General features: G+C 31.5%; 11 protein-coding genes and 1 pseudogene. 6 read left to right on the top strand and 6 right to left on the bottom strand.

Annotation, left to right across the window (positions count from 1 at the left end; translation table 11 throughout):
• The 3 genes from RBH29_RS16270 to RBH29_RS16275 all read left to right on the top strand — a co-directional run.
• Positions 1-772: P-loop NTPase family protein (locus RBH29_RS16270; protein WP_306698052.1), on the top strand; the 772-nt coding region annotated here is incomplete at its 5' end.
• A gap of 65 nt (positions 773-837) precedes the next feature.
• Positions 838-957: a PD-(D/E)XK nuclease domain-containing protein gene (locus RBH29_RS17910; RefSeq protein WP_373463348.1), complete on the top strand. Its 120-nt coding sequence runs from the start codon at positions 838-840 to the stop codon at positions 955-957.
• A gap of 164 nt (positions 958-1,121) precedes the next feature.
• Complete coding sequence (locus RBH29_RS16275; protein ID WP_306698053.1) at positions 1,122-1,559, top strand: rhodanese-like domain-containing protein; 438 nt, start codon at positions 1,122-1,124, stop codon at positions 1,557-1,559.
• A gap of 24 nt (positions 1,560-1,583) precedes the next feature.
• Here the strand turns inward: RBH29_RS16275 and RBH29_RS16280 are convergent.
• Positions 1,584-1,811 (bottom strand): annotated as a pseudogene (locus tag RBH29_RS16280) (4Fe-4S ferredoxin); the annotation flags it as partial.
• 265 nt (positions 1,812-2,076) lie between these two features.
• Here RBH29_RS16280 and RBH29_RS16285 point away from each other — a divergent pair.
• Positions 2,077-3,756 (top strand): AAA family ATPase, encoded by a 1,680-nt coding sequence (locus RBH29_RS16285; RefSeq protein ID WP_306698054.1) that lies wholly within the window; start codon positions 2,077-2,079, stop codon positions 3,754-3,756.
• Between the two features lie 152 nt (positions 3,757-3,908).
• Here the strand turns inward: RBH29_RS16285 and RBH29_RS16290 are convergent, their stop codons facing one another.
• Entirely contained in the window at positions 3,909-4,649 is a 741-nt protein-coding gene (locus RBH29_RS16290; protein ID WP_306698055.1) for an ABC transporter permease, read from the bottom strand.
• Positions 4,649-5,611 (bottom strand): ABC transporter ATP-binding protein, encoded by a 963-nt coding sequence (locus RBH29_RS16295; protein WP_306698056.1) that lies wholly within the window; start codon positions 5,609-5,611, stop codon positions 4,649-4,651. The genes RBH29_RS16290 and RBH29_RS16295 overlap by 1 nt, the downstream gene beginning before the upstream one ends.
• Before the next feature lie 188 nt (positions 5,612-5,799).
• Between RBH29_RS16295 and RBH29_RS16300 the strand changes: the two genes are divergently transcribed.
• Positions 5,800-6,411 carry a TetR/AcrR family transcriptional regulator gene (locus RBH29_RS16300; protein ID WP_306698057.1) on the top strand — a complete coding sequence of 204 codons (612 nt, stop codon included), beginning with the start codon at positions 5,800-5,802 and terminating at the stop codon, positions 6,409-6,411.
• A 200-nt stretch (positions 6,412-6,611) separates the two neighbouring features.
• Positions 6,612-9,368, top strand: coding sequence for a LuxR C-terminal-related transcriptional regulator (locus RBH29_RS16305; RefSeq protein ID WP_306698058.1), 2,757 nt, complete (start codon positions 6,612-6,614; stop codon positions 9,366-9,368).
• Between the two features lie 3 nt (positions 9,369-9,371).
• Here RBH29_RS16305 and RBH29_RS16310 read toward each other — a convergent pair whose 3' ends face one another.
• The 3 genes from RBH29_RS16310 to RBH29_RS16320 all read right to left on the bottom strand — a co-directional run bounded on the left by RBH29_RS16310 (position 9,372) and on the right by RBH29_RS16320 (position 12,207).
• A complete protein-coding gene (locus tag RBH29_RS16310) occupies positions 9,372-9,620 on the bottom strand; it encodes a hypothetical protein (RefSeq protein WP_306698059.1) in 249 nt (82 codons plus the stop codon).
• Positions 9,621-9,691: 71 nt separating this feature from the next.
• Positions 9,692-11,293 (bottom strand): ABC transporter permease, encoded by a 1,602-nt coding sequence (locus RBH29_RS16315; protein ID WP_306698060.1) that lies wholly within the window; start codon positions 11,291-11,293, stop codon positions 9,692-9,694.
• The gene (locus RBH29_RS16320) at positions 11,293-12,207 is read right to left on the bottom strand and encodes an ABC transporter ATP-binding protein (protein WP_306698061.1); all 915 of its coding nucleotides are present in this window, start codon (positions 12,205-12,207) and stop codon (positions 11,293-11,295) included. The genes RBH29_RS16315 and RBH29_RS16320 overlap by 1 nt, the downstream gene beginning before the upstream one ends.
• Positions 12,208-12,405: the final 198 nt, after the last annotated feature.

Raw genomic sequence — 12,405 nt, forward strand, 5'->3', positions numbered from 1 at the left:
TGAGGAAACCATTAGTCAAACAGGATTTGTACGTAAATGGTATGAGGTTATTAAAAGTGCGACTGGTAGTGGATTAGTTAGTAGAATGTTTGCTACAGGGGTAAGCCCACTTACATTAGATGGCTTAACTAGTGGTTTTAACATTAGTAAAAACAAATCTATGGATGTGCGGTTTAATGAATGCCTTGGTTTTACGGAGGAAGAAGTAAAATCAGTATTAGAGCAATCCTTGGGGAAAAGTATTGATATAGAAAAGGAGATGCCAGTTTTAAAAAAATACTATAATGGTTATTTGTTTAGTGAAAATGGAAAAAGAAGAATCTTTAATAGTGATATGATTTTATACTATGCTTCTGAATATAGTGGCAGTGGTTTACCTCCAAAGCAATTGATTGATAACAATATTGCCAGTGATTATATGAAGTTAGCAATGTTGTTTTACTTAAAAAATAAAGAGCAAAATTTAGCGGTATTAAAAGAAATAACTGAGGGAAAAACTCAAAATACAGTAATAACCTCAGAGTTTAGTTTATCAAAAAGATTTCATCGGGATGATTTTACTTCACTTTTGTTTTACCTTGGGTTTTTAACTATTGAAAAATCACGACCTACTTCATTAGATTTAAATGTTCCAAATTACGTTATAAAAGAATTATATTTTGATTTTTTTGGAGAACTTCTAAAAAAAGAAGCAGATTATGATATTGATGTATCAAAAATAAGACAAGCCATAGAAAAAAATGCAATTGAAGGTGAATTAAAAGATTTTTAAATATAATTTCTACAACCCTTAAAAATCTGTCTAATCGAGATTTTCAAAATTTTGATGAAAAATATATTAAAGTAATTATCATCACCTATTTAATGATGAGCCGAGTATATTATGTAAAAAGTGAAGTGGAAAAAAATAAAGGCTACACCGATATTATGATTTTACAAAAGCCAGGGATTTTCTAGGGTGCTATTCTCCAAAAATAGATTTTTAGCTTGAAGATATGAGAAATATGACAATTGAAGAAGGTTTATTGAAAAAGTAAATTTAAAAAAATGTGAAAGGATATAATTATATGGGTAAATAATATATATAGTTTTTTAAAAACTAAGAATTGGAGGTTTTTTATATGAATAAATGTGCAGTTATAATTATTGTTATTGTGCTTTCTGGAATTAATGCTTCTAACATAATAGAAAAGGATGATCAATATATGACAAGTGATAATAATATTAGTGTTGTAGAAGAAACGGTTTTAACATACAAAAATATATCAGCTAGAGAAGCTAAGGAGAGAATTGACAGTGAAAAAGGAATAATTCTACTTGATGTAAGAACACCAGCAGAGTATGAAGAGGCACATATACCTGAGACTTTGCTCATTCCTTTAGATATTCTTGATAGAGATGCACCTAAAATGATTTCTGATAAAGATGCAACTATATTTATTTATTGTAGAAGTGGTAGAAGAAGTATTACTGCAGCGAAAATACTAATAAGCTTAGGGTACACTAATGTATATAATTTAGGCGGAATAATTGATTGGCCATTTGAAACAATAAAATAAAACAGGATATACAAACATAAAAATCTAGGTTTCTAATATTTGTCCGTCAGTTGATATTACTACAACTTGCCATTGAATCAACTTTCCACAATTGTGTAGTGCAGTTTTTACTGCATTTTCAATTCCACCACAGCAAGGTACTCGCATTCTGACTACCGTTACAGATTTAATATTATTCATTTTTAAAATTGCTGTTAATTTGTCACTATAATCGCCTTCATCTAATTTAGAACAACCAATTAGAGTTATTTTATATATAAAGGCACCTTTTGTATAATTAATATTCTATTTTAATCAACACCAAAAGTCAATATTTAATTATAAATAAAAGAATATAACTAAAAATAAGTATAATTAAATGAATATAATGCACTTATGAGAATTGAATGAAATTAATAGTTGAGAGTCTTTCGTTTTATATAAGATGATTTTTAAAATTGCAACTTATACTGGTATAGGGAACTTATACTGGTATAGGGTTATAATAAACATATGAATAATAATAAAGGGTGATTTTATGAAAAGGCAACCTGTAGGTGTAGATGATTTTAAAAAAATAATTAAAGAAGATTTATATTTTGTTGATAAAACATTATTTATAAAAGAAATAATAGATGACGGTTCAGAAATTATTTTAATTTCACGTCCAAGAAGGTTTGGAAAGACACTTAACATGTCTTTATTAAAATATTATTTTGAAAAGAGTGAAAAAGACAACAGCTATATGTTTAAAAGTTATAAGATATGGGCTCAAGGTGAAGAGTACACAAAAGAGCAGGGGAAATATCCTGTTATAACGTTGACGTTTAAAAATGTAAAAACAAGTAGTTGGGATATAAATTTAGGTTTGATTAAAAAAGCAATACAAGGAGAGTTTAATAGGCATTTATATTTAGAAAAATCAAAAGAAATAACTGAAAGCGAAAAAAAAGAATTTAAGAAAATATGTTTTGCTGAGGGTAGTGTAGAAGACTATATTAATAGTTTAGAATTGTTGTCAAAGATGCTTTATAAGCATCATAAGCAAAAGCCTTATGTGCTTTTAGATGAGTATGACACAATTTTAAATGAAGCGTATATACATGGACACTGGCAAGAATCAATAGAATTTATGAAAGCCTTTATGAGTGCAGGTTTTAAAAACAATCCAAATTTATATAAAGGGGTATTGACTGGCATTTTCAGAGTTGCAAGGGGAAGTATATTCAGTGACATGAACAATTTAAATGTGTGCACTATATTCAGTGACAATTATAGTGAATATTTTGGATTTACTCAAGGTGAAGTAGAGGAAATTTTAAATTATTATGGAATAGAAGAAGGGGATAAAGTAAGAGAGTGGTATAATGGTTATTTGTTTGGGAAAAAGAAACAGACGGTTATTTACAATCCTTGGTCAATTGTTATGTATATACATAAGGGAATATTAGAGCCTTACTGGATAAACACCAGTGGAAATGCAATTATAAAAGAGCTTGTAACAACAGGAGATAGGAATATACAGTTTAACATTCAAAATATAATTGAAGGTGGAACTGTTGATGATGTAAAAATAGATGAAAATATAGTATATAGCGAAATAAAAAAGTCGGATAAAAGTATATGGTCTTTTATGCTTATGAGTGGTTATTTAAAACCTGTTAAGCTGTATTTGAGAGAAGAAGGGGTTTACTGTGATCTTAAAGCACCAAACAAAGAGGTATACTACTTTTTTAGAAATATTTTAGAAAATTGGTTTGATGAGACGATAAAAGGCGGAAGTGTAAATGAAATGTTAAAGGCATTACTTTCAGGAGATATTTATACATTTCATGAGATTTTTGCACGAACGGTTAGAAATGTTTTAAGCTATAATGATGTGGGAGAAGATAGAGCAGAAAGTTTTTATCATGCATTTGTACTTGGAATGCTTGTATATATAGATAAGGAATATAATATAAAGTCAAACAGAGAATCAGGTTATGGAAGATATGATGTAATGATTATACCAAAGGATAAAAGTAAAAAAGGTATAATAATTGAGTTTAAAAAGGCAAGTGATTTAAGAGGTGAGACAATAGATAAAGCGTTAGAAGCTGCTTTAAAGCAGATAGAGGATAAAAAATATGACGAGGAATTAAAGGGCATTGGAATTAATGATATTGTCAAAATAGGTATTGCGTTTAAAGGCAAAGAAGTAAAGGTTGAGTCAGTTTAAATTTTTTACAGTGCAGAGAATAGAACAGAAAATATATGATATTTATTACATTTTCAGAACCACCTTCTATAAGGTGGAGTTCCTCTTATAAGGCTTCAGGTGGAGTTGAGTCTCCACCTGAAGCCTCGATGTTTAGCTTTAGCTAAACCAATTCACTTTCTTTTTTGGAGAACTACTGCAACAGCAACAAAGCTAACCATCATCCATCCACTTACAATGATTAGGGCTGTCGGCAGTGATTCAATTTCATAGCTGGTTAATGAGCTTCGTATTAAATCAGCCATGTGGGTAACTGGCAACACTGTATGTACGCTTTGCATCCAGTTTGGTAAGTTTTCCAGTGGATAGTTAATTGGAGAAAACAAAAATAATATAAATACTATCAAGTTTGTAATCATGGAGACAATTTGGGGTTTTGATATAAAGTGAGCAATAGCATACCCCAAACAACTTGCAGTAGCACTTACCAGTAGCATGGATGGCAGTATCATCCAACTAATAGAAAGATGGAAGTTATAATACCAGCTTCCTACCATAAGTGCAAGAACAACTCCGGGCAGTGTTGAGAAAATCCACATTGTCAGGTCAGAAAGCAAATAGGTAATTCTTGATATAGGTAAAGACCATATATAGGTTAAGTTACCAGAGGCCTTATCTTCTGTAATCATTTGAGGAACCATTACTAGTCCAACCATTACCAATACTAGGGTTGGACCACCTGTTACAAAAAATAGTGCTGTTTCAGTATCTATGTCAGGAACCATAAATCCAAGTCCTAGAATAAAACCGACTCCTGTCATTATTTGAATTACAGCAAATAGGGGAATAACTAATCTTAGTCTGAGTAATTGCCATTTTAATAATAAAAAATACTGTTTAATATGTATATCCATTATTGTTCCTCCTTTAAATTATTTGATTGATTTTCTAAGCCGTTATCATATCCAACAGCACCTACAATTTGCAGATATGATTCCTCAAGGCTAGGTGGATTAATAGAAAACTCTTCTATAAGACGATTATTTCTTAATTCATTAGCCCATTTTACCCATTGAGACACTTTAGACATTTTTATAGGCTGAAAGACACGTCTTCCTGTCTGTACTGCATTTGATTCAATACCCTGTATGCTATCTGTGGATTTACCTACCTCAAGTGTAAGTTCTAAAATCATATGGTCTTCTCCATTGTTTCTAAAAGAGGAGGGAGTTCCTTGACGAATTAACTCTGATTTGTGGATAATTGCAAGTCTATCAGTAGAGCGCTCTGCTTCAAGTACATTGTGAGTTACCAAAATAATTGTAAGACCTTTATCGGAGAGGTTTTGTATTTCCTTCCATAAAAGACGACGGCGCTCTGGGTCAACATCATTAGTAGGCTCATCAAATATTACAACTTTAGATGGTGCAACACAAGTCATACAAAAAGCCGTTAGCCGTCTGACACCTCCGGAAAGATTTTCGCCCCGGGTTTTTGCCCATTGCTTAAGTTGCAACCGCTCAATTAATTCCATTGCACGACGACGAGCAAATTTTTTGTCAATACCTCTTATACGCCCAGTAAGTTCAATAGCTTCTATTGGACTAAGGCCGTCTATTGGGATTTGACTCTGGGGTTGAAAAGAGCATAGTCGTCTAGCAGTCGCGGGGTTTGCTACTATGTCGGTTCCGTCTATAGTAATTTCACCTGATGTTGGCTTTGTAAGACCTATTAATTGATTCACAAGAGTTGTTTTACCAGCACCATTTGGTCCGAGAAGCCCAAAAACCTCTCCTGGCTCCACACTCAATGTAATATTTGAGTTGGCAACATAGCCGTTTTTATATTGTTTGGTAACATTAGAAATTTTAATCATAGTGCTTTCCTTTCTTGTTTTTTTTTAGTATACTATATAGTATTGATATACTGATTAGTATCACATACTATATAGTATATCAATACTAGTGGGTATGTCAAGTTCGAATTTTCAAAAATATACTTTGAGATATTAGAACTGATTAATTCAGTGAGTAGGCGCAAAAAGATAAACAAGGAGAGATTTTTATGAAAGATATTCCTAAAAAAAGACGTTTAAGCCGAGCGGAGGCTAAAGAAAAAACAAGGGAAGCACTTTTAGAAGCAGCCAAAACTGTATTTGCCCAACATGGCTATTATGGTGCAAGTCTTGACAAAGTAGCTGAGGTGGCAGGCTACACAAAAGGAGCGGTTTATGCGAATTTTTCTAATAAAGAAGAACTTTATTTAGCACTATTAGACAAGCATCTTGAAGTTGATACGGGTGACTTTGAAAAATTTATTATATCAGGTGCTTCTAGTGAATCTTTAAATGATGAGTTTTTGTCTGAAAGTTTTGTTGAAGAAATTAATAATGAACGTGATTGGGCTTTGCTTACATTAGAGTTTATTATTCATGCAATGCGGAACGATGAAATACGAGAGAAATTAGCTAATCGAATTCGACTTGTAATAGATAACTATAAGGTATGTGTTGAAAAACGTATTGCTTCAAATGGAAAGGAATTACCAATGTCCCCTGAACAGACAGCTATAGCCCTAATGACATTAACAAATGGATTTGGTCTGCTAGGCATGATAGAAACAACTTCAGAAATGCCAAAGGCCTATGAAAGGATACTGAAGTTAATTCTAGGGTAAAGATTAGAAATCATCTATATGCCGTACCCACCAGTTACAGGGTCTTTTAAGTAGTGGTATTTCAGGAGAATTAAAAGTGAAAAAAATAAATGCTAAAGAGCTTGCTATTTCTAATATTGCTCTTGAATTTATGTTCATAAATTATAATTAATTTTAGAATAATGTGATATAATTAAAAAAACTAGAGGGAGAATTTTATAATGCAAAATAATCTTTTGAAAATAAAAACAACTATACCACCTATTAGTTCAAATGTACTAATGCGAAAACATTTGTTAGATCAAATAAGTGAAGATTTATTGCAAAACAACTGCTTTACTAAGCCAATAACTCTGTTTTCTTCTCCTGCAGGTTCTGGCAAAACAACTGCTATAAGAAGTTTTCTTAGCAACCAACAGATTAATGCTGCTTGGTATTCAATAGACTCAGAAGATAACTATCCACAAAAATTTTGGATGTATCTTATTACATCATTAAAAGAACTTTCCAATGAAATAGGTTCTATATCGTTGGAGCTTTTAAAATCCAATGATTTTTCGGAAGGTGGCAAAGTGGATTTTAAGAATATATTATATCCTTTTTTAAATGAGCTATTTTCTATAAATAAGCTCACATATTTAGTACTTGATGATTATCATTTAATTACAAACCCTGAAATAAATAAAGACATGATTTTCTTTATTGAAAACTTGCCTTCTTCTGTACATATTTTAGTATCAACTCGTTCAGACCCCCCTTGGCCTTTAACTAGATGGAGAGCAAAAGGTAAACTTAGTGAAATACGTATTAACAATCTTAAATTTTCTTTAGAAGAATTTAAAGTATTTTTTAAAGAACAAAAAAAAGGTGTAGAACTAAAAAAAGAGCATATTGAAAAGCTTTATAATAAAACAGAAGGGTGGATCTCAGGTCTTATTCTTGCAGCACTTTCAATATATAATTTAAAAGATTCTATTGAATACGAGAAGTTTATTGATAATTTTTCAGGGAGCAATCGCCACATAATACACTTCTTGGGCGAAGAAGTGTACAAGAGTCAACCAGAACACATTAAGCAATTTTTATTAAAAACATCTATACTAAAGCATTTTTGTGCTCCTCTATGTGACTTAATAACTAATAGACAAGATAGCTGTGAAATTATTGAATCCTTAGAACGTGAAAACATGTTTATAATCCCATTAGATGCAAATGGAGAGTGGTATAGATATCATAATCTATTTTCAGATTTGCTTGTTTTCCATCTCAAAAAAAATTATCCTGCAGAATACAAAAATCTTCATGGAAAAGCTTCTGAATGGTTCTTAAAACAGGATGAACCATCCGAAGCTATATATCATGCTTATTATAGTGATAATCTAGAGAAAACAGCTTATATTTTTCATGAAAAGTTAGATAAATTACTTACTTTAGAGGGACCAGGTTTTCTAATTAAATGTATGGAATTATATTCCTTGGATTTGTTAAAAAAATATCCTCGATTATTAGCCATTTACATTTTTTTTATTTTAGTTGTTAAGTCCAACAAAAGTGTCGGAAATTTGCTTGAAGAAGCTGATAAAATAGGTTACGATAACCCAATTGAGCACCAAGAATATTTGGGTATGTTGTCTTCAATAAAAACTTACTATTACATATTTAATAATGAGTTTAGCAAAGCTACTCAAAGTGCTGAGGATGCTCTTTCTAAACTTTCGGATAAAAATAACTTCTGGCGAATGGGTATTTCTATCTTTTTGGGTGACGTTAAGCTATTTTCAGGATATCCTAAACAAGCATACAGCTATTACTTTGAAGCTCATCTTAATAATAAGAGTACAGGAAGCAACTATTTTTGTGTTTCTTCTGGAATAAAGGTTTCAATTGCATTAAACTATTTAGGCAAACTCAATGATTCGAAAAAATTTGCAAAAGATACACTTGTGCTTGCTCAATATTTAGGTTATTCAAACCTCACAAAGATAGGAACTCTCTGGGGGTTGTTAGGTGATATATTAAGAGAACAGGGCAATTTAGAAGAAGCTAAACAATTTGTAGAAAAGGGGATAATAGTTAGTCAAAAAGACTTAATCTTTATAGCATGGAATTATATCTATAAAATTTCTATTTCCTTTTCAAATAAAGACTATAATGACTGTATGGCTTGTATTTTATTTATTGAAAATATAAGTAAGACTGAAAAATTTCCTGTTTTTATTAATATTATATTGGCTCTATGGAAATCAAAGATATATATACAGCAGGGAGAGTTATTAAAAGCAGAGAATTTACTTTTGAGTATTGGTGTTTCACAAGAAATGGAGATTAGTGAGGGGAAAGAAAAAGGTTTTTTACTTTTGGCAAGACTATTGCTTGTTAAAGATAATGTGAAATATCAGTGCATTTTTAATATTTTAGATCAGATAGAAGAAAAAGTATCAAAAAATGAGTATGTTCCATTACATATAGAAACACTTATTTTAAAATCTTATCTAGAATATAATACTTGCAATTTGCAAAATTGTTATAGTTTAATTTCTAAGGCATTGGATTTAGGGAATAAAAATGGTTTTTTTCAGATATTTGTTGACGAGGGAGAAAGGCTTGCTAAAATTTTGATGTCATTTGCTGATAACGTTAATAATAACAATGATATAGCATCTTTTTCAAATTCAATTGTCGAGGCTGTAGTTCCTACACCCAAAAATTGCAATGATTCTTTTGAGGAATACAATAATTCTAATTATAATGCATCTAATTTGTCCTCAGAGTACGTAGAGCTTACTGAAGACCTTACTAAAAGGGAATTAGAAATATTGGAACTAATTAGTGAAGGCATGTCTAACCAAGACATTTGCCAAAAACTATATCTTTCAGTAGGTACTGTTAAATGGCACACAAGTAATATCTACAGTAAGCTTGGAGTAAGAGGTCGAACAGAAGCCATAGCCTTAGCAAGAAAACTTAAGATTTTATAATTTTTATAAAATCTTTTCTATTTTAAGATAATTAAAAGCAATACCAAAATCCCTGAGAATAACTATAATACCATATACTGAAGATATGTCTTTTAAGCTGCCTTTTATTTGTGTATTTCCATTGCAAATATGCTTTACTGACAATGCTTCAAAATACTCAAAAAGCCAATATTCTAAATGGTTTTGGCATATTATATCTACACTCCAAGTTTTATCACAAACTAAGTTGTTAATTTTTGCATTATTATTCATATCAACCACTATCCTTTATATTTTTTTAATTGAGATGGTAAAACCTAAGTCCTACCATCTCAATTTCTTTTCTACAAACTAAGGTTTCTGTTATTAAAAGACTTGATTCCGATTATTGCAAATACAAATCCAACAGTTAAGAGTATAGTTACGTTCATATATGAAATATCTGATGGTATTACTGCTATGTGGGAGAAGGGCGATATTTTTTGAACGCTTTCTGATAAATTTAGCATTGGTCCGAAAAAAGGTCCTAGCATCAAGGCAGTAAATACAACCAGCCATGAAATTGTTTTCGAAACTTTAGGAAATAGTCCGTATATTGCTATTATCAAACCTGCTATAGGAATTATAGCAGTTGCTTGGAGCAATCCAGCTTTTATATATTCTAATCCTTGACTGAAATTCCCTTCCGAAGCTAAGGCAATACCAAATGAAAATGAACCTATTATAGCTATTGTTCCTAGCATGCTAAACACTATATAGCTTAAAAATATCTTAGTTCTACTTACGGCTGTTGAAAGGACAGACTCTAATGGTCCTCCATTTTCTTCTGAATATATTCTTAGTATCGAAAGCATTGTAAATATAGAAACTACTGCAGCTATCAGTCCGATTAAACTGAACATAAACATTTCAGCGGTTCTTTGAAGATGTGGGAAAGCATCCATATCTTCAACAATTTCACCAAACTCTGTACTTGCTGCTCCGAAAATTAAACCTAAAAATAATAGTGCAATTATCCATGATGCTAAACTAATTCTCTGTAGTCTAAAAGTCAGCCCAAGAGGATTTTTAAGCCAGTTTGCAGCAGTAGGTGTGCCTTTTCTTGCAGAGAGAATTCCTCTTCCTACATCTCTATGATTTACCAGTACAAAAGCAATTCTTGTAAGGAGTATAAATGAAACTATGAAAAAGCATAATATCCACCAGTTGTTTTGGTCAAAAGGATGCATTTGCTGAGCCCATCCTAATGGTGAAATCCAGACAGCCCAAGCACTTTCAAAACCCATCCCATCTACATTTACAGTTCCCATAACGTTCCCTATAGAATTTAAAACAAATAACACGCCTATTATTATTGCTGACAATCCATTTGAACCTCTTGAACTCTCAGAAAGCTGAGCAGTAATTCCTGCAATTGCTGAAAACAGTATACCTAATGCTCCAAATGATGCACCAGCAACTAAAGAGCCTTCTAATGAAAGTCCATTTAATACTAAGCCTAAAGCTATAAGAATTGAAACTATAATGTTTGAAACTATAGCTAGTATTAAAGCACTTGTTAGAGAAGAATACCTTCCAACTACTGTTGAGCTAAGTAATTCTGAGCATCCTGTTTCTTCATTATTTCTAGTGTGTCTTATTATAAGCTGTATGCTCATCATTGCAACTAATACCGCTATTATTGCTGACATTCTCATAAGAAAGAACTGTCCCAACTCACCCACACTCTCAGGTGAAAGAGGAGCTATAAGAAGTCTCATGCCTGGACTTGTTGAAGCCATTACAGTTATTTCTTTCATATCTTGAACAGAAAAATCTCCATAAACCCTTGTAATTAGAGTAACTACGCTAAAAATACTCAAAAGCCATATAGGAATTTTAATGCGATCTCGTCTTATAGCAAGTTTTAGTAATGTTTTGTTATTTGCATAATCTTGTTTTTTCATTAAGGCTCCCTCCTCGCATTATTATTAGATTTAACATCTTCTCCATAGTGTTTCATAAATAGTTCTTCTAATGTGGGTGGAGTGCTAACTACTGATTTTATATTAAATCTTACCAAGTATTCGATTGCTTCTCCTACCATGTTCTTATCTATTTGGAATGTTGTAGTATTTCCACTTGTGCTTATATTGCTTACACTTTCAATTTTATCTATTTCTTTTACAGGATTATTTGTTTCAACTGAAATTGTCATTTTAGTCATGTGTCTTAGCTGGTCTAAGGTACCGGATTCAACTATCTCTCCTTGCCTTATAATAGTTACCTTGTCACATAGTTTCTCTACATCGGCTAGTATGTGACTAGACATTAGTACAGTTTTTCCTTGTTTTTTAAGATTTTTAACACAATCCTGAAAAACTGCTGTCATCAGTGGGTCAAGTCCAGAGGTTGGTTCATCAAGAATATAGAAATCTACATCTGAGGAAAATGCTGATATAAGACCTACCTTTTGTCTGTTTCCTTTTGAATAAGTACTACATTTTTTAGTTGGGTCTAAATCAAAAAGTTCTAATAAATCTTTTCTTTTTCCTTGGTTTAAACCTCCACGAAGCTTTCCAAATAAATCAATTACTTCTCCACCTGTAAGATTGGGCCACAGATGAACATCTCCAGGTACATATGCTAATTTTTTGTGAATATCAACTGAATCACTCCATACATCTTTTCCAAACAGCTTTGCTTCTCCAGAGCTTTTTCTTAATAGTCCAAGAAGTATCCTTATTGTTGTTGTTTTACCAGCTCCATTAGGTCCAAGGAATCCTATGCATTCGCCTCTTTTAATGTTAAGATCTACCTCGTTTAATGCTCTAAATTTTCCATAATATTTAGTAAGATTATTAATTTCAACAATTTTCATAGAAAGCACCTCCAAAATATTTTTAAGTTTTTTCTTGTTAATTTAATAATAACTTATTTTATGAAATATGAAACCTGACAAAGGTTAGGTTTTTATTATTTTAATTACCCAACTTAATTCTAAAAAGAGATTTGTTCATATTTTGGATAAAGGCATTTATGTAGAAACTAAATGGGTTAAAAACTCTAATAATTGCCA

Source organism: Herbivorax alkaliphila (assembly GCF_030848475.1).
Classification (GTDB): domain Bacteria; phylum Bacillota; class Clostridia; order Acetivibrionales; family Acetivibrionaceae; genus Herbivorax.